Source organism: Novosphingobium aerophilum (genome assembly GCF_014230305.1).
Taxonomy (GTDB): Bacteria; Pseudomonadota; Alphaproteobacteria; order Sphingomonadales; family Sphingomonadaceae; genus Novosphingobium; species Novosphingobium aerophilum.
In genome coordinates this window covers 1-25451 of sequence record NZ_JACLAU010000043.1, presented here as the reverse complement: position 1 = coordinate 25451, position 25451 = coordinate 1, and the positions used below count along the sequence as shown (strand labels likewise).

Annotated in this window: 27 protein-coding genes and 1 tRNA gene; 6 read left to right on the top strand and 22 right to left on the bottom strand. The window is 66.8% G+C overall.

The window, feature by feature from the left end:
- Positions 1-246 precede the first annotated feature (246 nt).
- The 12 genes from H7F49_RS16715 to H7F49_RS16660 form a co-directional block, all read right to left on the bottom strand.
- On the bottom strand, positions 247-987 hold the full coding sequence (locus tag H7F49_RS16715) for a peptidase (RefSeq protein WP_185684710.1): 741 nt from the start codon (positions 985-987) through the stop codon (positions 247-249).
- A gap of 78 nt (positions 988-1065) precedes the next feature.
- Entirely contained in the window at positions 1066-1881 is an 816-nt protein-coding gene (locus H7F49_RS16710) for a transglutaminase family protein (RefSeq protein WP_185684709.1), read from the bottom strand.
- 10 nt (positions 1882-1891) lie between these two features.
- Positions 1892-2836, bottom strand: coding sequence for an alpha-E domain-containing protein (locus tag H7F49_RS16705; protein ID WP_185684708.1), 945 nt, complete (start codon positions 2834-2836; stop codon positions 1892-1894).
- 220 nt (positions 2837-3056) lie between these two features.
- Positions 3057-4499 (bottom strand): circularly permuted type 2 ATP-grasp protein, encoded by a 1443-nt coding sequence (locus tag H7F49_RS16700; RefSeq protein WP_185684707.1) that lies wholly within the window; start codon positions 4497-4499, stop codon positions 3057-3059.
- An 89-nt stretch (positions 4500-4588) separates the two neighbouring features.
- A complete protein-coding gene (locus H7F49_RS16695; protein ID WP_185684706.1) occupies positions 4589-6364 on the bottom strand; it encodes a GGDEF domain-containing protein in 1776 nt (591 codons plus the stop codon).
- Positions 6365-6402: 38 nt separating this feature from the next.
- Positions 6403-7155, bottom strand: coding sequence for an esterase/lipase family protein (locus H7F49_RS16690; RefSeq protein WP_235982281.1), 753 nt, complete (start codon positions 7153-7155; stop codon positions 6403-6405).
- 106 nt (positions 7156-7261) lie between these two features.
- The gene (dcd, locus tag H7F49_RS16685) at positions 7262-7816 is read right to left on the bottom strand and encodes a dCTP deaminase (RefSeq protein WP_185684704.1); all 555 of its coding nucleotides are present in this window, start codon (positions 7814-7816) and stop codon (positions 7262-7264) included.
- Between the two features lie 341 nt (positions 7817-8157).
- A complete protein-coding gene (locus H7F49_RS16680) occupies positions 8158-9156 on the bottom strand; it encodes a GDP-mannose 4,6-dehydratase (RefSeq protein ID WP_185684703.1) in 999 nt (332 codons plus the stop codon).
- Positions 9157-9229: 73 nt separating this feature from the next.
- The gene (locus tag H7F49_RS16675) at positions 9230-9994 is read right to left on the bottom strand and encodes a molybdopterin-dependent oxidoreductase (RefSeq protein ID WP_185684702.1); all 765 of its coding nucleotides are present in this window, start codon (positions 9992-9994) and stop codon (positions 9230-9232) included.
- A complete protein-coding gene (locus H7F49_RS16670) occupies positions 9987-10760 on the bottom strand; it encodes a cytochrome b/b6 domain-containing protein (protein ID WP_185684701.1) in 774 nt (257 codons plus the stop codon). The genes H7F49_RS16675 and H7F49_RS16670 overlap by 8 nt, the downstream gene beginning before the upstream one ends.
- 48 nt (positions 10761-10808) lie before the next feature.
- Positions 10809-11225: a secondary thiamine-phosphate synthase enzyme YjbQ gene (locus tag H7F49_RS16665; RefSeq protein WP_185684700.1), complete on the bottom strand. Its 417-nt coding sequence runs from the start codon at positions 11223-11225 to the stop codon at positions 10809-10811.
- 54 nt (positions 11226-11279) lie between these two features.
- The gene (locus H7F49_RS16660; RefSeq protein WP_235982280.1) at positions 11280-12017 is read right to left on the bottom strand and encodes a pirin family protein; all 738 of its coding nucleotides are present in this window, start codon (positions 12015-12017) and stop codon (positions 11280-11282) included.
- 154 nt (positions 12018-12171) lie between these two features.
- Between H7F49_RS16660 and H7F49_RS16655 the strand changes: the two genes are divergently transcribed.
- The gene (locus H7F49_RS16655; protein WP_185684699.1) at positions 12172-13233 is read left to right on the top strand and encodes a LysR family transcriptional regulator; all 1062 of its coding nucleotides are present in this window, start codon (positions 12172-12174) and stop codon (positions 13231-13233) included.
- Positions 13224-13297 (top strand) — tRNA-Gly (locus H7F49_RS16650). Before H7F49_RS16655 ends, H7F49_RS16650 begins: the two co-directional genes overlap by 10 nt.
- An 18-nt stretch (positions 13298-13315) precedes the next feature.
- On the opposite strand, the gene H7F49_RS16645 is transcribed toward H7F49_RS16650, so the two are convergent.
- Genes H7F49_RS16645 through H7F49_RS16635 form a run of 3 tightly spaced genes read right to left on the bottom strand, consistent with a single transcriptional unit; the run spans position 13316 to position 14982 of the window.
- Complete coding sequence (locus H7F49_RS16645) at positions 13316-13900, bottom strand: hypothetical protein (protein ID WP_185684698.1); 585 nt, start codon at positions 13898-13900, stop codon at positions 13316-13318.
- Complete coding sequence (locus H7F49_RS16640) at positions 13897-14391, bottom strand: RNA polymerase sigma factor (protein WP_185684697.1); 495 nt, start codon at positions 14389-14391, stop codon at positions 13897-13899. The genes H7F49_RS16645 and H7F49_RS16640 overlap by 4 nt, the downstream gene beginning before the upstream one ends.
- Positions 14392-14397: 6 nt before the next feature.
- Positions 14398-14982 carry a hypothetical protein gene (locus H7F49_RS16635; RefSeq protein WP_185684696.1) on the bottom strand — a complete coding sequence of 195 codons (585 nt, stop codon included), beginning with the start codon at positions 14980-14982 and terminating at the stop codon, positions 14398-14400.
- A gap of 186 nt (positions 14983-15168) precedes the next feature.
- Here H7F49_RS16635 and H7F49_RS16630 point away from each other — a divergent pair, with 186 nt between their 5' ends.
- A complete protein-coding gene (locus H7F49_RS16630; RefSeq protein WP_185684695.1) occupies positions 15169-16752 on the top strand; it encodes an HWE histidine kinase domain-containing protein in 1584 nt (527 codons plus the stop codon).
- A gap of 543 nt (positions 16753-17295) precedes the next feature.
- Here the strand turns inward: H7F49_RS16630 and H7F49_RS16625 are convergent.
- From H7F49_RS16625 to H7F49_RS16610, 4 genes are all read right to left on the bottom strand, one after another.
- Positions 17296-17568: a DUF1294 domain-containing protein gene (locus H7F49_RS16625; RefSeq protein WP_328806829.1), complete on the bottom strand. Its 273-nt coding sequence runs from the start codon at positions 17566-17568 to the stop codon at positions 17296-17298.
- A gap of 17 nt (positions 17569-17585) precedes the next feature.
- Positions 17586-18206: a hypothetical protein gene (locus H7F49_RS16620; protein WP_185684694.1), complete on the bottom strand. Its 621-nt coding sequence runs from the start codon at positions 18204-18206 to the stop codon at positions 17586-17588.
- The gene (locus H7F49_RS16615; protein ID WP_185684693.1) at positions 18207-18635 is read right to left on the bottom strand and encodes a hypothetical protein; all 429 of its coding nucleotides are present in this window, start codon (positions 18633-18635) and stop codon (positions 18207-18209) included.
- Between the two features lie 74 nt (positions 18636-18709).
- Entirely contained in the window at positions 18710-19762 is a 1053-nt protein-coding gene (locus tag H7F49_RS16610) for a ribonucleotide-diphosphate reductase subunit beta (protein ID WP_185684692.1), read from the bottom strand.
- A gap of 250 nt (positions 19763-20012) precedes the next feature.
- Here H7F49_RS16610 and H7F49_RS16605 point away from each other — a divergent pair, with 250 nt between their 5' ends.
- Complete coding sequence (locus H7F49_RS16605; protein ID WP_185684712.1) at positions 20013-20306, top strand: DUF2171 domain-containing protein; 294 nt, start codon at positions 20013-20015, stop codon at positions 20304-20306.
- An 85-nt stretch (positions 20307-20391) separates the two neighbouring features.
- Here the strand turns inward: H7F49_RS16605 and H7F49_RS16600 are convergent, their stop codons facing one another.
- The 3 genes from H7F49_RS16600 to H7F49_RS16590 form a co-directional block, all read right to left on the bottom strand.
- On the bottom strand, positions 20392-20766 hold the full coding sequence (locus tag H7F49_RS16600) for a PepSY domain-containing protein (protein WP_185684691.1): 375 nt from the start codon (positions 20764-20766) through the stop codon (positions 20392-20394).
- An 84-nt stretch (positions 20767-20850) separates the two neighbouring features.
- On the bottom strand, positions 20851-21255 hold the full coding sequence (locus tag H7F49_RS16595; protein WP_185684690.1) for a hypothetical protein: 405 nt from the start codon (positions 21253-21255) through the stop codon (positions 20851-20853).
- A gap of 123 nt (positions 21256-21378) precedes the next feature.
- Positions 21379-23424 (bottom strand): ribonucleoside-diphosphate reductase subunit alpha, encoded by a 2046-nt coding sequence (locus H7F49_RS16590; protein WP_407940322.1) that lies wholly within the window; start codon positions 23422-23424, stop codon positions 21379-21381.
- A 575-nt stretch (positions 23425-23999) separates the two neighbouring features.
- Here H7F49_RS16590 and H7F49_RS16585 point away from each other — a divergent pair.
- A complete protein-coding gene (locus tag H7F49_RS16585) occupies positions 24000-24251 on the top strand; it encodes a GlsB/YeaQ/YmgE family stress response membrane protein (protein ID WP_185684689.1) in 252 nt (83 codons plus the stop codon).
- A 219-nt stretch (positions 24252-24470) separates the two neighbouring features.
- A complete protein-coding gene (locus H7F49_RS16580) occupies positions 24471-25220 on the top strand; it encodes a ParA family protein (RefSeq protein ID WP_185684688.1) in 750 nt (249 codons plus the stop codon).
- Positions 25221-25451: the final 231 nt, after the last annotated feature.

The following is a 25451-nucleotide window of genomic DNA, read 5'->3' as shown; positions in this document are numbered from 1 at the left end:
CCTCGCCGACGCCGGAGAACCGCCAAAGGTCATCCTCGTCGCCATAATGCGAAAGCTAATCGCAACACTCAACGCCATGATCAAAAATCAACAAACATGGGCCGCGTAACAAGACGGTTGCTCCCCCGTTGTGCTGCGCAAAACGGGGGAGGATCGTGCCATTCGGCCCTCCCCTGTTTCATCCGCAGGATGCAACGGGGGAGGTGGCAGCGCGTAGCGCTGACGGAGGGGGAAAATCTCTCCCCTTCACTCCTCGAATGAATAATCCGGCAGCGAGTAGAACGCCTGCTTCAGTGCTTCGCCCCAGCCCGAGCTGATCTTCTGGAAATAGGGATCGGCGGCGGTGATGCGGCGGGCGTGGCGCGGGGCGAAGGTGTCCTTTTCGATCACCAGCAGATCGAGCGGCAGCCCGACCGAGAGATTGGCCTTGAGGGTGGAATCGAAGCTGACCATCAGCAGCTTGACCGCATCCTCGAAACTCATCGTGCGGTCATAGCCGCGCAGCACGATCGGGCGGCCGTACTTGGTCTCGCCGATCTGGAAGAACGGGGTGTCGTAGCTGGCCTCGATGAAGTTGCCTTCCGGGTAGATCAGGAAGAGCCGCGGCTCCATGTCCTTGATCTGGCCGGCGACGATCATCGAGGCGGTGAAGCGGCCCTGGGCCTCCTCGCCGTTGAAGTTCTCGCGCTCACGGATGGTGTCGCACAGCAGCTTGCCGACGATCTGCGCGACCTGGAACATGGTCTCGGCCTCGAGCAGGGAGTTGTGGCGCTCCTTCGGGGCCTTGGTCCGCTCTTCGAGGAGGCTGACCACATACTGCGTGGTCGCCAGGTTGCCCGCGGTCATGATCGCGATCATCCGCTCGCCCGGCACCTGCCAGTGGAACATCTTGCGGAACACCGAGATGTTGTCGACGCCCGAATTGGTGCGGGTGTCGCTCATCAGCACGAGCCCCCGATCGAGCATCATGCCCACGCAATAGGTCATGTCCGGCCCCGTCTGAAATTCCGTTGCGCATTCCCGCCCGCGCGATGCGGCGGAACGCGATTCGCCCTCATATTTTTGTTACTGTTGGACGGCCTGTTGCTCCACCGCAAGGCTGACCGACAGGGTCGAGGCCGATTGCCCCCAGGTGATCCCGGTCACCGGCGCCGCCTCGGCATAGTCGCGGCCCGAGGCGACGCGGACATAGCGCGCATCGGGGCTGATCCCGTTGGACACGTCGAAGCCGACCCAGCCCAGCCCGTCGACATGGGCTTCGGCCCAGCCGTGCCCGGCCTCCTGCTCGGTGCGGCCGTCGATCAGCAGGTAGCCGCTGACATAGCGCGCCGGCACCCCGAGCAGCCGGGCCGCGCCGATGAAGATGTGGGCATGATCCTGGCACACGCCCCGCCCGGCCCCCAGTGCCTCCTCGGCCGTGGTGCCGACATCGGTGTGGCCGGGCGCATAGGCCACGGCCGCCAGCACCGCCTGCGACAGCGCGTGCAGCTGGGCGAGGCGATCCTCGCCCTGTCCGGCCAGCGGCGCCGACAGCGCCTTGAGCCGGGCCCCCGGCCGGGTCCGCGGGGTCTGGCACTGGAAGGCCCACAGCGGCAGACGTCCGACATGGCGCCCCACCACGCCGGCCCGGTCGGCCGTGTCGACCACGCCCTCGCAAGTGATCACCAGCTCGCTGGTCCCCGGCAGGACCGAGGCCAGGGTGACATGGTTGGCGTTGTGATCGTCGTAGGACACCTCGACCCGCCCGCCGCTGAGCTCCATCCGCCAGGCGCGGACCGACTGCCCGTGGCTTTCCTTGGGCGACAGCCGCAGCCGCTGCAGCCCGTGGACCAGCGGGGGATCGAATTGGTAGCGGGTCTCGTGGCGGACGGCGAGGCGCATGGCTCTCCCCTCAATCGGTAAAGCGGTAATCCTGCGCGATCGCGTTGGCCACGTCGATGTTGCAGGCGATGAAGTCGACGATGAATTCGTGCAGGCCGGCCTCGACGATCTGTTCGATCGTGGTCTGGTGCAGCCGCGCCCCGGCCCCGCGCAGCAGCTCGTGCGCGTCAGTCTCCTCGCCATAGGCGCGGGCCAGGCTGGCCATGTTGCTGCGCAGCTTTTCGTAGCAGAAGGCCAGGCTGCGCGGGAAGCGGCCGTCCAGGATCAGGAAGGCGGCGATCCCGCGCGCGTCCATCCCCCCGGCATTGAGCCAGCGATAGGCCCGGTCCCCCGCGACCGAGCGCAGCACCGTTTCCCACTGCACGTGGTCCAGGCTGGAGCCGACCCAGGCGACCGAGGGCAGCAGCACGTGGTACTTCACGTCGAGGATGCGGGCGGTGTTGTCGGCCCGCTCGAGGAAGGTGCCGATCCGCGCGAAGTTGAAGATGTCGTTGCGCAGCATGGTGCCGTCCATCGCACCGCGCACATAGGTCGCCTGGCGCCGGATCGTGCCGAGCAGCTCGCCCAGGTTGGTCTCGCGCACCGGGCGCGAGAGCATGTCCTTCAGCGTCATCCAGGTTTCATTGGTCGCTTCCCAGACCTCGCGGGTGATGGCCGTGCGCACCATCCGCGCATTGGTTCGCGCGCCCTCGATCATCGCCAGGACCGACCCGGGATTGTCCTTGTCGCGCAGGATGAAGTTGCACACCTGCGTCCCGGTGTAATCGCTGCGCCGCGCGGCATAGGCCTGATCCAGCCCCATGGTGACCAGCACCGAGCGCCATTCCTCGGCCGAGGCGGAATCGCCCCGGGTCAGCGCCATGCGAAACCCCGCATCGAGCAGGCGCGCGGTGTTCTCCGCCCGTTCGAGATAGCGGAACATCCAGAAGATGCCGTTGGCCGACCGTCCGAGCATCAGCGAGGTCCCTCCAGCCGCAGGGACACCCGACCCATCCTACTCCCGTCATCCTGAACTCGTTTCAGGATCCAAGACGCCTTGGGCACAGGTCGCGCCGAGGCACGCTGCGCCCTCCCCACCGCGACCGTGATAGCCCGGCGCGCCGGGAGGGATGGATCCTGAAACGAGTTCAGGATGACGACAGGCGTGCGCCGGACGCGTGGTGCGGAGATCATCATCAGTCCTCCAGCACCCAGGAATCCTTCGTTCCCCCGCCCTGCGACGAGTTGACCACCAGGCTGCCCTTCTTGAGCGCCACCCGGGTCAGGCCGCCGGGGGTGATGTCGACCCCGTTGGGGCTGACCAGCACGAAGGGCCGCAGGTCGACATGGCGCGGCGCCAGCCCTGCCTTGGTGAAGATCGGGCAGGTCGACAGCGAGAGCGTCGGCTGGGCGATGTAGTTGTCCGGCCGGGCGCGCAGCTTGGCGGCGAAGGCAGCGATCTCCTTGCGGCTGGAGGTCGGCCCGATCAGCATGCCGTAGCCGCCCGAACCGTGGACCTCCTTGACAACCAGCTCGGCCAGGTTGTCGAGCACGTATTGCAGCGACTGCGGCTCGGAGCAGCGCCAGGTCGGCACGTTCTGCAGGATCGGCTTCTCGCCGGTGTAGAACTCGACGATCTCGGGCATGAAGCTGTAGATCGCCTTGTCGTCGGAAATGCCCGTTCCCGGGGCGTTGGCGATGGTGATCCCGCCGGCGCGGTAGACGTCCATGATCCCCGGGACGCCCAGCGCGGAGTTGGGGTTGAAGGTCAGCGGGTCGAGGTATTCGTCGTCGACCCGGCGATACAGCACGTCGATCGGCTGCCAGCCGCGGGTGGTGCGCATCGCGATCCGGCCGCCCACCACGCGCAGATCGCTGCCTTCGACCAGCTCGGCGCCCATCTGGTCGGCCAGGAAGGCATGCTCGAAATAGGCCGAGTTGTAGATCCCCGGGGTCAGCACCGCGACGGTCGGCCGCTCGCCCGCACCGAACTGGGCGGCAGGCGGCGCGCTGGCGGCCAGGCTGCGCGCCAGGCGCCGGGGATAGTCGCTCACCGGCCGCACCCGCACCTGGGTGAACAGCTCGGGGAACATCGCCATCATCGTCTCGCGGTTCTCCAGCATGTAGGAGACCCCGGAGGGCGTGCGGGCGTTGTCCTCCAGCACCATGAACTCGTCCGGCCCGGTGCGGACCAGATCGATCCCGACGATATGGGTATAGACCCCGCCCGGCGGCACGAAGCCGGCCATGACCGGCAGATAGGCCTCGTTCTCGCGCAGGAGCCGTTCGGGCAGTTTGCCCGCGCGGACGATTTCCTGGCGGTGATAGACATCGTGGAGGAAGGCGTTGAGCGCGCGGACCCGCTGTTCGATCCCGCGCGACAGCTTGCGCCATTCCGCCGCGGTGATGATCCGCGGGACCATGTCGAACGGGATCAGCCGTTCTTCCCCGGCATCGTCGCCATAGACGTTGAAGGTGATCCCGGTGCGCCGGAAGAAGCGCTCCGCCTCACTCGACTGCTTGCGCAGCCAGGCCGGGTCCTGCGCGCGATACCATTCGTCATAGCCGGCGTAGGCGGGTCGGACCCCGCCATCGGGGCCGAACATCTCATCATACTGCGCCGTCTGGGTTGCTGTCATGGACCCCCGCCTCTGCAAAGCTCTGCACGACTATCCGGCCTTTGCCAAGGGGGTCGATGCTGCAGGTGCGAAGAAGGCGTAGATGGCCGTCAGGCGGCGGCGGTGCTGGGCGGTGCCGGCTGGACCGTCGGCGCATGGACCGCGCGGTTGCGGCCGTCGCTCTTGGCCTGGTACAGCGCGGCGTCGGCGCGGCGGTACAGTTCGCGCCAGTCGTCCTCGCCGCGCACCGGGCCTTCGGCCATGCCGACGCTGACCGTCACGCGCACCCCGGCGGCCATGGGCCGGCTGCGGATGTCGGCGATGATCCCCAGGGCGACCGCCTCGGGCAACTCGGCTGCGGCGCCGATCAGGGCGAACTCCTCGCCGCCCAGGCGCGCGACACTGGCATTGAGATCGGCACGGATCGCCAAAACCTCGGCCACGGCCCGCAGCACCTCGTCACCGACCAGATGGCCATGGTGATCGTTGACCGCCTTGAACCGGTCGATATCGACCAGCAGCAGCCGCAGCGGTTCGGGACTGCGCCATGCGATCAACTGTTCCAGCAGGGCGCGGCGGTTGAGCAGGCCGGTCAGCGAATCGACATTGGCCAGTTGGCGCGCCGCCCGCTCGTCGGCGCGGGCGCGGTCGCGCTCGGCGGTGATCAGCTTGATCCGGTAGGACATGGCCAGCGACGACAGGACCGCCTCGAAGCTCATCCCGATGATCAGCGCGTACTGCACCAGCGGGCCATATTCGATCACGTTGAGGGCATGGGCGATGCGCAGCAGGGCCATCAGCAGCGGCAGGGCCCAGGCGACCGCGAGCACCCGGATCGAACGGCTGCCGCGCCGCCAGGCGATCGTGGTCAGCGACACCAGCAGGATCGGCAGCGGCACATAGGCCAGGGCATAGAGGCGGTCGGCGAAGTGCCGCCAGTCGGGTGCCGCCAGCGCCACGCCCAGCCCGGCCAGGATGTAGACGATCCCGAACTGCCGCGCCATGCGCCGCAGTCCCGATGGCAGGCAGTCCTCCTCGATGAAATCGGTGATGAACTGCAGGGACAGGGCCGAGGCGAAGCCCAGCATGATGTAGGCGGTCGCCAGCCGATAGGTGTGCGCGATATCGGGGAAGACCTGGACCATCGCCCCGGAACTGGCCCAGACATAGGTCAGCATGGCCAGCAGCGACAGGCAGTAGGTCAACTGGAAACGTTCGCGGATCGTCAGCCACAGCACCAGATTGTAGCACAGCATGCCGACGCCCAGGCCGCCGAAGGCCGCGAGCGCGGCGATCGCCAGAACCTCGTCATGATGCAGGGTATCGGCATCGAGCAGGTGCGGATCGCCGATGAGACCCGACGCATTGAGCGCACCGTCGACCCGCACGAGCACGTCGGTCCCCCGGCTCCCGGCGGAATCGAGCGGAACGGCCAGGGCCCCGCCGAAATCGATCGCGCGGGACAGGTCGGCATCGCTGTACCGTCGGGTCACCACGCGGCCGCGCGAATCGCGGACGGACACGGCGAGGTCCTGCTGCCACAGCGGCACGAAGCGCAGCTGCCGGTCAGGCATGGCCGCGGTTGTGGCGGGCGACCCGGTCGGCAGGGTCAGACGGATCCAGTAGCTGCCAGGGCCCCAGTCTGCGGCGGGACGGCGGCAATCGAACCGTTCGGGATGGGCCAGCACCCCCGCGGGATGGTCCCCGGCACGGACCGGAGCGATGCAGGCCGTCAGGTGGTCCGCCGAACCGCCGGGCACGTGGGCGCCGGCCGGATGGGCACCGGACAGGCCGATCAGCAGGACCAGAAACAGCCCCATCGCGACGGCCACGGCCGACAGGCGCGCCCAGGCGGCCGCAAAGGTCTGATGGGACGAGCTGCTCATCGAACGCGCAGCCTTGCGCGAAAATGGATAAGATATGCTTAGCTCCGGCGCGGGGCCGGCTCGATCGAATCCATCACCGACAGGACCATGGCGATCGCCTCCGGCGCCGAGGCGAAGCCCAGGTGGCTGCAGCGCAGCGCCACCGCGACGTCCCGTTCGCCGGGCCAGCCGCAGGCGCTGCGCGGGGCGATGATCCCGTCACGCGGGCTCCACAACGCCACGGTGGGCACCGGGGGCTTGGCCGCGAAGTCGCCCTTGACCGGCGGATCGTCGACCGGGTGGCCGGTCACCAGTTCATAGGCGCGCCAGGCATTGTTGGCACGCCGGTCGCCGGAGAACGGCGTGCCCAGGGTGATCACCAGGGCCACGGCATCGGGCCGCTGCTTGGCCAGTTCGCGCGCGAACAGGCCGCCCAGGCTCCAGCCGACCAGGGTCAGCGGGGCGCCCTGTTCGTGAGCGATGCGGGTGATGCGGCCGAGCAGGAAGGCGAAGTTTTCCGGCGTCGGCCCCAGATTGAAGCCCAGCCCCCATTCGAACACGCGATGCCCGGCCTGGGCCAGCGCCTCCGCCATCGGCCGCATCCGCGCCGGGTGGGCGCCGAAACCGGGCAGCAGCATGACCGGGCCGGGGCGCATCGCGACATGGTGCAGCGCCGGCGTGCGCCGGGCGCCGAACAGCACGGCCAGCTCCCGCCACAGCAGCCGCGCCGGGGGCGTGCGCAGGCCGGTGGGGCGCTGTTGCCGGATCAGCTCGGCACGGCGCCGCAGACCCACGGGGACAAGGGAGGACATGGGCACCGGCATGACCAAGCCCTTCTAGCGGCGAGGGCGGCCCCTGCGCCAGTCCCGGTTTGTCGCAGGATTCATGACGGGCGCGGGGGACAAATCCCGCGCGGATTCACAGCCGCGGCAGGGTCACCCCGCGCTGGCCCATGTACTTGCCGGACCGATCGGCATAGCTGACCTGGCAGGGCTCATTGCCCTTCAGGAACAGGAACTGGCAGGCCCCTTCGTTGGCGTAGATCTTCGCCGGCAGGGGCGTGGTGTTGGAGAACTCCAGCGTCACATGCCCTTCCCATTCGGGTTCGAGCGGGGTGACGTTCACGATGATCCCGCAGCGGGCATAGGTGCTCTTGCCCAGGCAGATCACCAGCACGTCGCGCGGGATGCGGAAGTATTCCACGGTCCGGGCCAGGACAAAGCTGTTGGGCGGAATCACGCAGACATCGGTCTTGCGATCGACGAAGCTGTTGGGCGCGAATTCCTTCGGATCGACCACGGCGTTGTCGACATTGGTGAAGATCTTGAACTCGTCGGCCACACGCGCGTCATAGCCGTAGGACGAAAGCCCGTAGGAAATGCAGCCCTCGCGCTGCTGGCGCTCGACGAACGGCTCGATCATGCCGCGCTGCAGGGCTTCTTCCCGAATCCATCGGTCGCTGAGAATGCTCATGCGGGGAGTGATTCCCGATGGGGCGGGCCGGGGCAAGCGGGGATGGCGGGGTTATGCCCCGGTGCGAACGGCCCGCTGGTTCCGGCCGCCCGCAAACCCTCGATGGCGAGACCCGCCATCAGAGGGCCGACGGGCAGTATGGCCGACGTGGGTGGAGAGCGGACGTTCCTGATCCTCCCCCAGCGGGGGAGGGGGACCATCCGCAGGATGGTGGAGGGGCACCTCGCCTTGACCAGCTGCCGTGCCCCAAGGAGAGTGCCCCTCCACCACCTTCGGTGGTCCCCCTCCCCGTACCGGGGAGGAAACAAAGGTCCGACATCGGGCGAAGCCAGACCTTGGCCCTAAACCCCGTGGTATTCGCGATACCATGCCACAAACCGCGGCACGCCGACGTCGATGCTGGTGGTCGGGGCATAACCGAGGTCGGCCGCAATCGCCGAGATGTCGGCATAGGTCTGCGGTACGTCCCCGGCCTGCATCGGCTGGAAATCGATCTTCGCCGTGATGCCGGTGGCCTGTTCGAGCAGGCCGATGACCGTCATCAGGTGTTCGGATCGATGGTTGCCGATGTTGTAGAGCCGGTGCGGCTTGGTGCTGCCTCCGGCCTTCACCGCGCCATCGTCGGGCGGGGGACTGTCGAGGCTGGCAACCACCCCGGCGATGATGTCGTCGATGTAGGTGAAGTCGCGGTACATCTCGCCGTGGTTGAACACCGGCAGCGCCTCGCCCGCGAACAGCTTGCGGGTGAAGATCCAGAGCATCATGTCCGGCCGCCCCCAGGGGCCATAGACCGTGAAGAAGCGCAGGCCGGTCTGGGGCAGGCGATAGAGATGGGCGTAGCTTTCGCTCATCATCTCGTTGGCCCGCTTGGTCGCGGCATAGAGCGAGACGGGGTGATCGGCCCGGTCCTCCACCGCGAAGGGCAGCTTGTCGTTGCCACCGTAGACCGAGGAGGAACTGGCATAGACCATATGCCCGACCTGCCGGTGGCGGGCGATCTCGAGCAGGTTGAGGTGCCCGACCAGGTTCGACTGGGCATAGACGTGCGGGTTCTCGATCGAATAGCGCACCCCGGCCTGGGCGCCGAGGTGGACGATCGCGTCGAAGCGGTGGGGCTCCAGCGCGGCGACCAGGCCGGGATAGTCGGCGAAGTCGAGCCGCAGGAAGGTGAAGCGGTCCCCCGCCTCGGCCGCGAGCCGGGCCAGGCGCGCCTCCTTCAGGGCCGGATCGTAATAGCTGTTGCCATTGTCCACCCCGATCACGGTGTCGCCCCGCGCGACGAGCGCGCGGATCAGGCTGAAACCGATGAAGCCGGCGGCGCCGGTGACGAGGACATGCATGCGGGCGGAACTCCTTGCTGGCCCCCTGCCCTAGCCGAGCCGGCTTGTCGCCGGGTTAACCGGGAGCCGTGCGTCAGATCCCGGCGTACCAGGCATAGGCCTTGTGATCTTCCCAGTAGCCGCCCTTGCCGCCGTAGAGCCCGGCCAGGGTGGACCGCGCCTCGATCCGCATCACGTACTTGGCCTGCTTGTAGCCCAACTGCCGTTCGACCCGCAGCCGCAGCGGCGCGCCATGGCGGATCGGCAGGGGCCCGCCGTTCATGCTGTGCGCGAGGATCGTCTGCGGATGGAAGGCATCGACCAGGTCGATCGATTCGTAATAGGGATGCGGCCCGAAGGCGTCGGCGCAGTGGAACACCAGGTACCGCGCCGCCGGTAGCAGCGTGGCCGCCTGGAGGATCGCCCCGAGCTGCGGTCCGGTCCACTGCCCGATCGCGCTCCAGCCCTCGACGCAATCGTGCCGGGTGATCTGGGTGCGCTGCGGCAGGCCGCGCAGCGCCTCAAGCGACAGGTCGAGCGGACGCAGCACCAGCCCGTCGACCCGCAGCCGCCACTCGGCGAAGCCCGCGTCGCGGTGGCGCACCCAGTCCGGATTGCCGTTCGCCTGGTGATTGCCGTTGGCGCGGAAATCGGGCGACAGGTCCGCCCGGGTGAATTCGGGCGCGAGCGCCTGCCCGCCGATCAGGCGCTGGCTGGCGAGGTGCGCCTGCTCGGCACTTTGCAGCAGGGCCCGCGCGGCGGGAGAGCGGTTGACCCGGTCGCACCCCGCCAGCAGCAGGCTCCCCGCCCCGGCGGCGACGGTGCCCAGCAGGGCGCGGCGGCTCACCGGCTCAGTCATGGCCAGGCTCCCGCGGCAGGCGGTACCACCCGGTGATCATCGAACGCACCTCGTTGAAGGGGCCGGCCAGCACCACCATGGCCAGGTGCACCAGCACGAACAGCACCAGCCCCCCCGCCGCGACAAAGTGCAGCGAGCGGGCCGATTGCCGGCCGCCGAACAGATCGAGCAGCCAGGGCAGCGCGGCGTTGAGCCCGGGCGACATGGTCAGCCCGGTCAGGATCACCAGCGGCAGCAGGCCGAACAGCACGCCGCAATAGGCCAGCTTCTGCAACACGTTGTAGCGCAGGGCCGCTGCGCCGGTGGGAAAGCGCAGCCGGGCATGTTCGACCACATCGTGCCACAGGTGGGCCGGTCGCCATTCGGCCGCAGTGATGTGCAGATCGCGGCGGATATGCCCGTTGACCAGCGAACGCAGCAGATAGCCCAGCAGCCCGAAGGCCAGGACCCAGGCGAAGGCGAGATGCCAGATCCGCGCATCGGCCAGGCTGTAGGTCGACGGCAGGGTCACCCATCCGGGAAAGCGCGGCAGTTGCAGCCAGGCGTGATCCGGGTTCGCCCCGAACCGGCCCCAGTAGAGCCGGGGGTGGGCATTGAAGATCATCAGCCCGCTCATCAGCATGATCGCGACCGTAACCACGTTGAGCCAGTGCCACAGGCGGGTCGACAGGCGGTGCCGCTTGACCAGGGAACCCCCGGTCGCCCCGTCGCCCGGCAGCGCCGGCGCGGGGTTGGGCGGATCGAGCGGGACGCTATCGGCAGGCATCGGCGAACCTCCCCGAAGGCCTCCAGCCTAACACGGCGCAAGCGATTGTCACGCACCGATCAGATGGAGCGCGATCTCGCGCCGGTGCGCCGCGCGGCGATGCTCGGCCAGCCAGATGCCCTGCCAGGTGCCAAGCCGCGGCCGGCCGTCCAGCACGGGGATGGACAGGCTGACCCCGGTCAACACGCTGCGCAGGTGGGCGGGCATGTCGTCCGGCCCCTCGTCGTCGTGGGCATAGTGATCGCCCTCGGGGGCCAGCCGCTCCAGCCAGCGCGCCAGATCGGTGCGCACCGCGCGGGCGGCATTCTCCTGGATCAGCAGCGACGCCGAGGTATGCCGGACCAGCAGGGTCAGCAGCCCCTCCTGCAGGCCCGCCTCGGCCACCCAACCGCAGACCTCGGCGGTGATCTCGGTGAAGCCGCGACCGGCCGTGGCCACGGTCAGGGTGGTGGAAAGCTGGCGCATGATGGCAGGCTAGCAAAAGGCGGGCCCGGGCGCACCCCAGGCCCGCCCCATCGCTCACAACGCGTCGACGAGGACCACTTCGGCATCCTCGAGCGCGGTCACCTCGATCGTCTCGACCCCGGTGATCGCCACGCCGTCCCTGGCCTTGGCTTCAACGGAGCCGATCCGCACCCGGCCGGTGGCCGGTACGAGGTAGGCATGGCGCTCCGGCGCAAGAGGGTAGCGCAAGGTGTCGCCCGCCTTCACCAACGCGCCTGCGACCCTGGCCTGCGCGTTGATCTTCAGCGCGTCCCCATCCCCGGGCAGGCCCGAGGCAAGAACCACGAATTCGCCGGCCCGATCATCGCGCGGGAACGGCCGTGTGCCCCAACTGGGCGCATGGCCGCGCGCATCGGGCAGGATCCAGATCTGGAACAGGCGGGTCTCCTCGTCCTCCAGATTGTATTCGGCGTGGGTGATGCCGGTCCCGGCCGACATCACCTGGACATCGCCGGCGGCCGTGCGCCCCTGGTTGCCCAGATTGTCGCGGTGCGTGATCGCCCCCTGCCGGACATAGGTCACGATCTCCATGTCGCGATGCGGGTGCGGCGGAAAGCCGGACCGCGGCGCGATGGCATCATCGTTCCACACCCGCAGGGCGCCCCACTGGACGCGGGCCGGATCGTGGTAATCGGCAAAGGAAAAATGGTGATGGGCGTCAAGCCAGCCATGATTAGCGGCACCGAGGGTGGCAAACGGACGCAGCTCGATCGTGGGGGTGATGGTCATGGTGGTCGTGGCATGTTGCGCCATGGAAAGCTCCTGAGGGGGTCTGCGCCTCTCCCGTCTGGCCCCGATATAGCGCTTGCCAGTTGATCCAATAACCGGGATAAAACCCCTCAAGACGTTCTGAAATTTCGAACGATCCCGGACCTCGCCCGGGGTTCACCCTTGAACGGAAACAGGCATGGATGTCGGCCGGCCCACGCTCGATCACCTCGCGGTCTTCCTGGCGATCGTCGAAGAGGGCAGCTTCAGCGCGGCCGCGCGCCGGCTGGGGCGATCGGTGTCGGTGGTCAGCTATGCCATCACCACGCTCGAAGCCCAGCTCGGGGTGACGCTGTTCGCGCGCGAAGGCTCGCGCCGGCCGGAACTGACCGAGGCGGGCCGCACCGTGGTCGGCCATGCCAAGGGGATCAGCGGCGAGGTCGATGCGCTGGTCAGCGGGATCCGCGCGCTCAACCAGGGGCTGGAGGGCGAGCTGACCTTCGTGGTCGACGTGATGATCCCGCAGGACCGCCTGGCCGAGATCCTGCGCGAATTCCAGAGCGCCTTTCCCACCGTGGACCTGCGCCTGCATGTCGAAAGCCTGGGGGCCGTGGCCGAACTGGTGGTCAACGGTGGGGCCCAGATCGGGCTGGCCGGGCAGGTGGTGAGCGACCATCCCGATCTTCACCTGCGCGTCCTGGGAGAGATCGAACTGGTCCCGGTGGCGGCGCCGAATCATCCGCTGGCGCAACTGGCGCCGATCGGCCCGGGGGTGGCGCGCCGCTATCGCCAGCTCGTCCTGACCGACCGCTCCGCCCTGACCGAGGGCGAGGATTTCGCCGTGTTCGGCTCGCGGAGCTGGCGCCTGGGCGATCTGGGCGCCAAGCACGCCCTGCTGCGCGAGGGGATCGGCTGGGGATCGATGCCCCACCACATGATCGCCCGCGATCTGGCCAAGGGACGCCTGGTGCGGCTCGACATCCCCGAATGGCGCCACACGATCTACACGCTGCGCGCGATCTGGCGCCGCGATGCGCCCCCCGGTCCGGCCGGCTGCTGGCTGATCGACATGCTGAGCACGGCCTTTGCCCCGATCGGCGCCCCCGCCGCGATCCGCCCTGCCCCCGGCCCGATCACCGCGCCCGGAGCGCAGCCTGGGCCAGGCGGCCACAGAACGGCTGTTGACCTGGAGGCGCCTGCTGTGGCAAGCGCCGGCTCAACGCGAGGCCACCGGCACGACCGGTCCGGAACGCGGGTGTAGCTCAATGGTAGAGCAGAAGCTTCCCAAGCTTACGACGAGGGTTCGATTCCCTTCACCCGCTCCAGCCGCTGCTTGAGCGGCCCTAAGCGCGTTCTTCGTCCCGCTCGTCCTCGGCCGCCAGGGTCCGCAAGGTTCGCTGGTGGCGGCGGGCTTCGTGGAGGGCCCAGCACCAGCCCAGCGCGAGGATGACCAGCCCCACCGGGCCGATGAGGCCGTGGGCCAGCGTCCGATCGATCTGCGACATGTCCCCGAAGGTCCCCAGCGCCAGGCCCAGGACCAGGCCCAGAGGTCCGCCGATCAGGCCCAGGCGGGCCAGCAGCAGTCCCAGCCGGGCCTGACGCCTGAGCTGGCCGCGCCAGGCCGTCACGGTATCGCCCCGGCCGCGCCAGGTTGCCAGGCGCAGGCGGATGGTGATGACCGGCGAGATCCCGGCCGCCACGACCAGGGCCCACAGGATGCCGGCGGTCCAGCCGCGGCTTGTCCCCGCCCAGGATGCCAGCACCACCGCGCAGCCCAGCGAGATCAGCACCTCGGCCAGCATTTCCCACCGGGCCCGGCGCTGCTCGCGGCGCACCGCGGCCTTCAGCCAGGCGGGTTCGGCCGGAGCCGATTGCCCGGCCTGCCACGACCGCTGCAGCGCGGCCCAATCGTTGTCGTCTTGCATCATGACGCTTGTCCCATGCGTTCCCGCAGCATCGCCTTGGCCCGCGACAGGCGGGTGGCGACCGTCCCGCTCGACAGCCCGAGGGTGTCGACGATCTCCTGGTTGGTGAAGCCCTCCAGCCCCAGCACCGCCACCTCGCGCAGGGCGGCGGGCAGGTCGGCCACAGCGGCCGACAGCCGGCGCCGCAGATCGTTGTCGATGGCCACCGCATCGGGCAGCTCCGTCGCGGCGTCGAGCTGGGGGCTGAGCTCGCCGCGGGGCGGTTCGCGCACGGCCCGGCGCTGGTGGCTGACGCAGACATTGTGCGCGACGCGGGCGACGAAGGTTCGCAGGCCGCATTCCTCGCGCCAGCCTGGCAGGGCCCGCCACAGGGCCAGCGCCACGTCCTGGCGCAGGTCTTCGCGCAGCGCGGGGTCGCGCTCGTGGGCGCTGACGATCCGGGCGATCAGCCCGCCGTGCCCGTCCAGCGCCTGGTCGAAGAGCCCCTCGCGCATCAGCGATCACATGGCCGGCACGAGCCGCTGCGCGCCCCGGGCGCCCTCCTGGCGCAGGGCGCGGGCGACCAGGTGCAGCGCGGCCCACCAGATGGGATGGAACAGGATCATGATGACGATCCAGTACGTGGCCGTGGGGTGGCCCACGATCTTCTGGACGGACCAGGCCAGGGGGCTGATCAGATCGGGGATGCCCGCCGCGATCAGGCTGTTGTTGAGCGAAGCCACCGCCTTGATCATCAGCAAGGCTGGTGCCAGCGCGATGTAGTGGAGGGCCGAGACGGGAATGCGCCTGGCGGCAAAGGGGTTGAGATAGAGGTAGTTCAGCACGGCCCGCTCCGGCCGTTCGATGTAGCGGGGATCGATCCGGTCACGCCGCCGCAGCGCCCAGCCCAGCATGGCCGCGGTGAACAGCAGGGCGGCCCCGTTGATCGTCAGCAGGCGTTCCACCTCCAGCATCCCCGCCCCATCGGCCACAGCTCCGTTGAATTCCTGCCCCTTGCCCTTGCCCAGCGCCCACAGCGTCGACGCCAGGTCGGTGCCGGTAAGAGCCAGAAAGGCCGCGATGTACAATCCTATCCACTTGCGCATTGCCAGTCTCCTGCGAAACGAGCCCCTACAGTCGCTGGCCGCGCGGATTCCTTACATCGGCCGTTGCGGGGTCCCGCCGCAGGCGCCTGGCTGCTTCCTTTTTCGCCAAGCCGGCCAAGCGCTTGCGCCCGCCTGCGGGACAGGTCACTATCGCCCGGGCGGAGGGCCGCAGAGGGGCAGCAGGGCATGACGGCGAGCGTGGACCCCGAAGGTCTGTCCCCCACGGGGTCGCGATGGTTCGCGCTGCGCACCTGGGGCCGCCGCCACCCGATGGGCGCCGTGCTGGTCACGCTGGCGCTGGCCGGGCTGGCCAACCTGGTAGTCTACAGCCTGGGCCGGTCGCTGCCTGCACCCTTCCTGCCCTTCTATCCGGCGATCATGGCCGGCGCGCTGCTGCGGGGGCGGGGGCTGGGCTATGGCATCGGCCTGCTCTGCATGGGCAGCGTCACGCTGTTCCTGGTCACCGCGCCGGGGGGATGGAGCCCGCTGGTCCTGGCGCTCACCCTGGGCTTGTCGATGCTGGTGGGGTCGCTGGTGGTCGAGATCCTGTCGCAGCTCAGCAACCTGGCCGAAGCGCTGCGCGGGCGCGAGGCGGCGCTGGCGAGGGGGACGGCCACCCTGCTGCGCCAGGAGGCCCAGTTGAGCGCCGCCCTGAGCGAGCTGGAGGCCCTGTACAACGAGGCGCCGATCGGGCTCGGCTTTCTGGACCGGGACCTGCGGTTCGTGCGGATCAACACCGCCCTGGCCGACATGAACGGGTTCAGCATCGAGGCCCACATCGGCAAGAGCGTATGGGACCTGGTGCCCGATCTGCGCGCCTCGGCCGAACCGATGCTGCGCCGGGTGATCGACCGGAACGAGGTGATCAAGGGGGTGGAACTGAGCGGCGAGACCCCCGCCCAGCCCGGTGTCCGGCGCGACTGGACCGAGATGTTCTATCCGGTCCACGATCGCGACGGGGCGGTCCAGGGGGTGGGCATCTTCTGCGAGGAGGTGACCGAGGCCAAGCGGGCGCGCGAACGCGAACGCCTGCTGGCCCGCGAGGTGGACCACCGCGCCAAGAACCTGCTGACGGTGATCCAGGCCGTGCTCAAGCTGACCCGCTCGACCGGCAGCGTCGAGGAATTCAAGGCCGCGGTGACCGGCCGCATCCAGTCGCTCGGCCGGGTCCATGCCCTGCTCGCGCAGAACCGCTGGGAGGCGGTCGAGCTGGAGGCGCTGGTGCGGCAGGAGCTGGAGCCGTTCGGCCCGGCCGTGCGGATCGAGGCGTTCCACTGCGCGCTGCCGCTGCAGCCCAATGTGGCCCAGGCGATCAGCATGATCCTGCACGAGCTGGCGACCAATTCGGCCAAGCACGGGGCCCTGTCCGGTCAGGGCGGCGGCCAGGGCCACGTCGTGTTCGCCTGCGCCCTCGCCGCGCCGGAGGGGACGGAGCCGATGCCCCCTGCCCCGGCGGCGGGCGAGTTCAGGCCAGGAGAATCCGAGCCGGAAGATCCCGCCATTGCCGACACCGCCTGGGGCGACGCGGGGCCGGAGCCGCGCGATGCCGCGGCGGGCCAAACCGGCTGGGTCACGCTGAGCTGGTCCGAACACGATGGCCCGCCCGTGGCTCCGGCCGAACAGGGCGGCTTCGGCACCTCGCTGATCCGCAGCGCGGTGAAGGGCCTGCTCGCCGGCGAGCTCGACTACGATCTGCACCCCGATGGCCTGCGCTGCACGATCCGCTTTCCGCTGCGGCGCCCCGCGGAGAACGGGACGCGGCCGGACTAGGGCCTGTCCTGTTTAGGTGGATGCGCCAGGCGGCGTGGCGCCTGCGGGGCCAGCGACCTTCGCCAAGTTCACGAAGTTCACCCACAGGTGGCCTGGAAAGTTTTCCGGGTGACGTTTCCGGACAAGACCGACGGAACGGCCTGACCGCCCCCAAGGGGAAGGCCGCGCCGGTCCGGAGCAATCACGATGACAAAGAGCCGCGCCAGTCTGACAGCGCCGGGCGGGGTAGGAAAGCGGAGGGGGGAATGCAGGCGGGCGAGCTCGACTGTGGCCTGCGCCCGGACGGCCTGCGCTGCACCATCCGCTTCCCGCTGCACCGCGCCACGGAACCGGCCAAGCTGCTCTGATCCCGGGTACCGGTTCGCACCCGGCTTGCCAGGTCTTGCGTTTTATATAACTTTAGTTAGTACCAGTCCCGGTGCCGGTACCAGTACCCGGATCAGGGCCTGTCCCGGGTCCGGTCTTGCCGTTTGAGCAGTCGCGGCAGGATCGGGCACCCCGCGGCAGCGCCCCTCCTCCGGGCGCGCCGCGGGGTAACCGCCCTCACCCCGACCAAGCGCGGGCGACCGCCAGGCCAATCAAGGCGGCCTGCCCCGCCGCGATCAGGTGGAGCCGCGCCACGAAGGGCTGCTTGCGCGTCTTGTGCCGGAACAGCCAGCGCCCGGCATAGGCCCCCGGCGTCCCGCCGAGCGCGGCGCAGAGCAGCAGCGTGCGTTCAGGGATGCGCCGCCTGGTGCGGCGCGAGGCGCGGGACTTGTCTAGGGCGAAGAGGAGGAGGGTTAGGAGGGAGGGGAGGAGGAGAAGGGAGGCCAGCACTATAGCACCTCTCAAAGCTAAGTTATCCCCCTGAAGTGCCTCATGAGAAAGTCATGGGACGTGTTTTCCTCAATCTCCATCTGACGGACTGCGGCTAGATTTCTAATTCCACCCTTGTCAGGTTGGAACATTTGCTTTGATAAAATACGTAAAAGGTCAGATGATACTCTCTTAATGGATGGCTCACCCATTCCCTTGGCTGTTCCGAATATGTTCTGTATTTTGGAGGAGCGATCTACTTCCAACAAACTCATGTTAATTGGATGATACGCAAAACCGAGAAAAACGAGCGTTTGAGCGTCACAAAGGGCATCGGCGATCGCAGCACGATGACTTGCACTCTTAAGGCCTTCATTAAACGTTCTTATATCTGCAACAGATTTTCGGAGGGAGCATCCCTCACCCCCTAAAGGAGTGAAGCGCTCGTTACGGACATCAAAATGGCCAACAGATCCATAGGGGTGAATTATGTTCAAACGCCCAACCAAATCGACCGATTTTATTTCGTCAATTTTATAATAAGTGATGAGAGCTTCTTTTAGAAATATCTCTATGCATCTGTCATAGTTAAAGCAAACTATTGATACATTGTTGAATATTTCATCAACATCGGCACACTTCACACCCTCAGTGAGCATCTAAAAAAATGGAATTAACCAAGTTTGGGAGACCGAAGAAATACCCTGCTTTGCGCTTCCGCAGAATTTACTAAGTTTAGAGCTCTTTTCGGCTTCCCAAATAGCCTTGACTATTGCTAATTTTCCACAGAACTCAACATAATGATTGCCTTGATGCGCATCAATAAAGTTATCTATTGAAATTGCCGCAGGAAGAGCGGAGCGAATTAGATCGCATGCCTCGATGTAATTTGAGATATTTCTTTCATCTCTGGAACTAGCATCTTCATTAATTGCATCAGATATACGATGATCTGAAAACTCTATATAATACCCGCGATCATATGATAGCGCAGCAGAAATTTGCTTTTTGAGTTCTTGACCAGTTGGTAGATTTAGCTCAGCGCTTGCACCCGCCCCGACAACGAAGACAGTTTGTTTTGCAAACACCTGCAGCTCCGAGACATGCAAAGGGAGCGCGAGGGGCTCTGCCCCTCGCATCAACCCTTACCCCTTGAAAAACCTCACTCCGCCGCGACGCTCCCGAACATATCCGCCTCGCTCTCCTCGACCACGGCCTCGCCATTGGCGGCGTCGCGGGCCTTGCGGCGCTTGTCGAAGTTGCTCCACACGTCCTGCCAGTTGCCGCGGGTGGCGCCCTTCGAATATTCGGTCGCGCGGGTTTCGAAGAAGTTGGCGTGCTCCACGCCGTTGAGCAGCGGGGTGAGCCAGGGGAGCGGGTGGTCCTCGATCAGGTAGATCGGCTGGAGGCCGAGCTGGCCCAGGCGCCAGTCGGCGATGTAGCGGATGTAGCGCTTGATTTCCTTGGCGCTCATCCCCGGGACCGGGCCCTGTTCGAAGGCCAGGTCGATGAAGGCGTCTTCCAGCCGCACGGTCTTCTGGCAGCAGTCGATGATGTCTTCCTTGACCGACTTGGTCAGGCAGTCCCGCTCCTTGACGAAGGTGTGGAACAACTTGGTGATGCCTTCGCAGTGCAGGCTTTCATCGCGCACCGACCACGAGACGATCTGCCCCATGCCCTTCATCTTGTTGAAGCGCGGGAAGTTCATCAGCATGGCGAAGGAGGCGAACAGCTGCAGCCCTTCGGTGAAGCCGCCGAACATGGCCAGGGTGCGGGCGATATCCTCGTCATTGTCCACCCCGAAGGTGTGCAGGTAATCGTGCTTGGCCTTCAGCTCCTCGTATTCGAGGAACATGCCGTATTCGCTCTCGGGCATGCCGATGGTGTCGAGCAGGTGCGAATAGGCGGCGATGTGCACCGTCTCCATGTTGGAGAAGGCGGCCAGCATCATCTTGATCTCGGTCGGCTTGAACACGCGGCCGTACTTGTCGTGGTAGCAATCCTGCACCTCGACGTCGGCCTGGGTGAAAAAGCGGAAGATCTGGGTGAGCAGGTTGCGCTCGCTTTCCGAGATCTTCTGCGCCCAGTCGCGGCAATCCTCGCCCAGCGGCACTTCCTCGGGCATCCAGTGGATCTGCTGCTGGCGCTTCCAGAACTCGTAAGCCCACGGATATTCGAACGGCTTGTAGGTCTTGCGGGCTTCGAGCAGGGGCATGGGATCTCTCCGGTCTGGTCGGTCAATATAGGACAGTGTCGCGGCACTGCGAAGCGGGCCACGGGTGCAGAGTTGGGGAAAAGGGGGCCGGCATGCGGCGGCCTGACCGAAGGGGCAGGACGACGCGCCGGTGGAACCACGGCCCGCCTCGCGCGCTGATGGACGGGACGGACCCGCCGCGCGGTGCGGCCGGTCGCCACCCCCAGCGAGGAGCACGACCATGGGCGACAAGGCAGCCGGCGAGACCGGCATGAGGGACGGGGTCGGCGGCCACCCTCTGGCGGGCCAGATCCGCGAACACATGGCGGTGATCGGCGCCGATGGGGTGCCGGTGGGCACGGTCGATCATGTCGACGGCCACCGGATCAAGCTGACCCGGCGCGATGCCGCGACCGGTTATGCGGGTGGCGGGCACTCCGGCCATCACCACTACCTGTCGATCGGTCTTGTCGCCGGGATCGAAGGCGACACCGTGCGCCTGTCGGCCAACGGTGACGTCGCCTATGCGATGGAAGAGGAAGAGGGCGGGGACGGCCCGGGCTGACCCCGGCCGGCGCCGCGCAGGCAGCCATGCCGATGGGCGGCCCCGACCGGCCCGGGCCGGAACAGGCGCCGCCCTGGTCATGCCATCACTTCCAGAACCACCCGGGCTTGAGCCCGCGGTCGCTGCGGTTGCGCCACATCTGGACGTACATCCAGATCCCCGAGATCGAGAAGAACACCATCGACAGCCCGGACAGCGTGGCGATGAACACCCCGACCGGCCCGAAGCTTTCCCCCGAATGGAGGTGGTGAAGCAGCCCGACCACGCTGCGCCCGCCCTGCTTCGGACGGCAGGTCATCGTCTCCGGGCAAACGAACCCGGCCGGCACCTGCGCGGCCGCGACCTGGGGCGACGGCTTGGGCAGGAACCAGGGGACGACCTGGCTGAGCACGCCTGTCACCGAGATCCACACCAGGAAGACCCCGAAGAACACGACCAGCCACCGATGCCACTTACGCATGAAATTCCACTCCAACAGCGCGACCCGCGCCCCTTAGCGCAGGCCGGGCGGCGCGTGGCCAGTCGCGGATTGTCGTAGGTTGTCTCAAGCCGCCTCATCCACGTTGAGAGGAGGCTCATGCGCCCACTGGATCGACGCTGCGATAGCCTCACGCTTTGCGGATGAAGCCGTTCCAGTCTTCATCAAAGCAACGGCGTTACAGCCAAGCTTACGGGCTTGGCGAAAGATAGGGGTCTGTTCAATGACCCCCGCCTCAAAGGGCCCAAGATCATTACAGGCAGCCACATACAACACCGTTGTGGTGTCAAAGAAGTGCACCTTGAGCAGAGCGACCACCCCTGCGGTGCCGGCGAATGCCTCGGTTGGGTGCGGTCTACGAAAGCGAAAGGTCTGGCCGTTCACGCCAGTCAGAAGAGTGTAAGGACTCATTAACAGCTCCATTTTGAGATGAATTGCTAAGAGTTTTCCTTGACCTCTTTGCTCGCTCAACGCATGGTTGAGGTGTGATGGAGCTGAGGGGGAAACTCCCAGTTTCGGGGCCCGGCGGGAGAGATTCCGTCGGGCCTTTTATCTGCGCGGTCACCCTCAAGGCGACCGCGCAAATCTCTTTTATCACTGGCAGGCCAGGCATTCCTCGTAATCGGTCTGGGTGGCCAGCTCGATCTTCGGCGCCTCGGCGGTGTTGTCGGCCTCGACCCCGCCGGCGAACCCGGCGCGCTGCACCGACTTGGACCGCAGGTAGTAGAGCGACTTGATGCCCTTCTCCCAGGCCTGGAAGTGCAGCATCATCAGGTCCCACTTGTCGACGTCGGCCGGGATGTAGAGGTTCAGCGACTGGGCCTGGTCGATATAGGGGGTGCGATCGGCCGCGAATTCGAGCAGCCAGCGCTGGTCGATCTCGAAGCTGGTCTTGTAGACCGCCTTTTCCTCGGGGCTGAGGAAATCGAGGTGCTGGACCGAGCCGCCATGCTCGAGGATCGAGTTCCACACGTTGGTGGAATCCTTGGACTTCGCCTGGAGCAGCTTCTTCAGGTAGGGGTTCTCGACCACGAACGAGCCCGACAGGGTCTTGTGCGTGTAGATGTTCGCCGGGATCGGCTCGATGCAGGCCGAGGTGCCGCCGCAGATGATCGAGATCGACGCGGTCGGCGCGATCGCCATCTTGCAACTGAAGCGCTGCATCACGCCCATGTCGGCGGCATCGGGGCAGGCGCCCCGTTCCTGCGCCAGCAGCAGGCTCGCCTCATCGGCCTTGGCGGCGATGTGCTTGAACATCTTGAGGTTCCAGGCCTTGGCCATGGCGCTCTCGAAAGCGATGCCCTTCTGCTGCAGGAACGAGTGGAAGCCCATCACGCCCATGCCGACCGAACGTTCGCGCATGGCCGAATACTTGGCGCGGGCCATCTCGTCCGGCGCGCGGTCGATATAGTCCTGCAGCACGTTGTCGAGGAAGCGCAGCACGTCCTCGACGAAGCGTTCGTCCTTGTGCCACTCGTCCCAGGTTTCCAGGTTGAGCGAGGACAGGCAGCACACCGCGGTGCGATCGTTGCCGAGGTGGTCGCGCCCGGTGGGGAGCGTGATTTCCGAACACAGGTTCGAGGTCGAGACCTTGAGCCCCAGATCGCGGTGATGCTTGGGCATCGTGCGGTTCACCGTGTCGGAGAACACGATGTAGGGCTCGCCGGTGGCGAGGCGGGTCTCGACCAGCTTCTGGAACAGCGAACGCGCGTCGACCGTGCCGCGCACCGAACCGTCCTTGGGCGAACGCAGGTGGAACTCGGCCCCGTCGCGCACGGCCTGCATGAAATCGTCGGTCAGCAGGACGCCGTGGTGCAGGTTCAGCGCCTTGCGGTTGAAGTCGCCCGACGGCTTGCGGATTTCGAGGAACTCCTCGATCTCGGGGTGCGAGACATCGAGATAGCAGGCCGCCGAGCCGCGCCGCAGCGAGCCTTGCGAAATCGCCAGGGTCAGGCTGTCCATCACGCGGACGAAGGGGATGATCCCGCTGGTCTTGCCATTGAGGCCGACCGGCTCGCCGATGCCGCGCACCTGGCCCCAGTAGGTGCCGATGCCGCCGCCGCGGCTGGCCAGCCAGACGTTCTCGTTCCAGGTCTCGACAATCCCTTCCAGGCTGTCCGAAACCGAGTTGAGGTAGCACGAGATCGGCAGGCCGCGCCCGGTGCCGCCGTTCGACAGGACCGGCGTCGCCGGCATGAACCACAGCTTCGAGATGTAATCGTACAGCCGCTGGGCATGGTCCTGATCGTCGGCATAGGCATCGGCCACGCGGGCGAACAGGTCCTGGTACTTCTCGCCGGGAAGCAGGTAGCGGTCGTCGAGCGTGTCCTTGCCGAAATCGGTCAGCAGGGCATCGCGCGCGGTGTCGGTGACGATGGTGAAGCGGCGCGGCTGCACCGACTTGGAATCGTCCTTCTTGGCCGCCTTGGCCACCCCCGCGACAGCCCCGGCGAGCGCCTCGGCGCCGAGCCTGGCGACCAGTTCGGCACTGCCTGCGTCAGTCTTTTCGGTCATGCTGATCGCCGGGCCATTGCCCGTCTCCGTTGCTGCGCCTGAGTCCGTAGCCGCATCGGCCGGGGCGAACAGGCTGCCCTCCGCCAGACCAACCTCTGCCGCCTTGTCGTCGTTCCTGAAATCCACGCTTGCTGCCCCGCGCTCAAAAATATCGCCCAACCTGTCCGGCCCCCTGTGCGGACCGAAATTCGAACCGGCGCGCCCGGTGGACCGCCCGGTCCATCCGAATCAACCGGCGTGCGCCCGCCCTCTGTATAGACCAGAACAAAAGGGGAATAAATTGCCCTCCATTCTGGTATTCGGGATCGTTGCGCTGTGGCCTGGCGTGGGTCCGGCCCCAACCGGTTTCCGCATCGACTGCCCGCAGCGGAAACAAGGTCTAGAGGCACGTCTCATCACCAGACACTACAGATAGTGCCCGATCGGCTGCGCGGCGCAAGGGGGGGACAGCGCGGATTGAGTTCAGAATGAGTGGAGTTGGGCCACCGACGGCCCGGGTCGCCTCCGCGACGCGCCAAGAACTCGGCACTGGCGCGACGCGCAAGAGTCAAAGTGAATCTGTGAAAAAATTTTTGCGGGGGGAGCGCGGTACGCGCGGTTGACTCAGGATAGAATCAGCGATGGCAACAATCTTGCCGGAAGGTGTTGTCTTGGTCGCGACGCAGTGTATTATTCACATGATACAGTGGGAGGCGTGAACCATGTTCAATCTGCTCGGTGCGATCGTGTCGGGGCTCTTCGTCGGGTGGCTGGCGCGGTTCATCTATCCGGGGCCGGTCCCGATGGGGCTGGTCATGACCGTTCTGCTGGGGATCGGCGGATCGATGCTGGCCAGCTTCGTCACGGTCCGGGCCTCGGGCGAGGATTATCGGGACGGGATCAATCGCGCGGGCTGCCTGTCCTCGGTGCTGGGGGCGATGGCGCTCATCTACATCGGCCGCCACCTCCTGTAGTTGGGGTAGAATTCCACCCGAAACCGCAAGTGAACCTCTCTTTTTCGGAGATTACCCAGCCAACGAAGCGTGCAACCGCCGCGATCACCAAGGAGCCCTGAATTTTCGGGGCGGAACCCTGCCCGAAGAATCATAGTAAACTCGATTGCAACCCATTGTTCCCTGCGACATGGAGGATGCGGACCGTGAGTCCAAACAATCGGGTCGTGGGCGGGACGAATGGCAATCATAGCCGTGTACAGCCCCAAGGGTGGGGTTGGTAAGACCACCATTGCTGTCGACATGGCCTGGCGCTGCGCGATGCGCGGCGGCCATCGCACCCTGCTGTGGGACCTCGACATCCAGGGCGGCGCCGGCTTCCTGCTCGGCGCCGAGCCCAATCAGCATCCCCGCGCGGCATCGCTGTTCCAGCGCGAGGGCAACGCCCGGCGGCTGGTCTGCTCGACCCGCTACACCGGGCTCGATCAGCTCCAGGCCGATCCCAGCCTGCGCCAGCTCCCGCTCCAGCTCGCCCGCCTGGGCCAGCGCAGCCGGCTGAGCTGGCTGACCCGTGACCTGCGGCGCGACTATGCGCGGATCGTGCTCGATTGCCCGCCGGTCCTGAACGAGCTGTCGGAACAGATCTTCGCCGCCGCCGATCTGGTGATCCTGCCGCTGCCGCCCTCGCCGCTGGGCGCCCGCGCTCTGGACCAGTTGCGGGCCGAATTCTCGCGCCGCGACCGGCGCCATCCCCCGGTCCTGCCGCTGATCTCGATGTTCGACAGCCGGCGCAAGGCGCATCATGAAGTCCGCAACGGCAGCATGGCGGGCCTGCCGATGATCCCCGCCGCCAGCCCGATCGAGCAGATGGCCTTCCGGCGCACGCCGGTGGGTGTCTTCGCGCCCTCCTCCGACGCCTCGCGGGCGCTCGACCGGGTCTGGCGCGAAGTCGAGACCAAGCTGGGCGAACTCAATATCCCGCCGGTCTAGAGCCGTCGCCGGCGCTGGCGGGTTGCGTTTGAGCGCCTCCGAACCAGACGAGAACCCTCGGGTGACACGGCCGTGAGGACCAGGTGGAACGTCCGTTATCGCCTGATAGTGTTGAAAAAGTCGGCCTTGCACTGGGTGTGAGCGTCTGATTCAGCATCAGAATGCTGAAGGACGCCAAGCGATGATGGGCGAGCGCCGGATGGCGCAGGAGGCCCTGTTCTACGAGTTCAG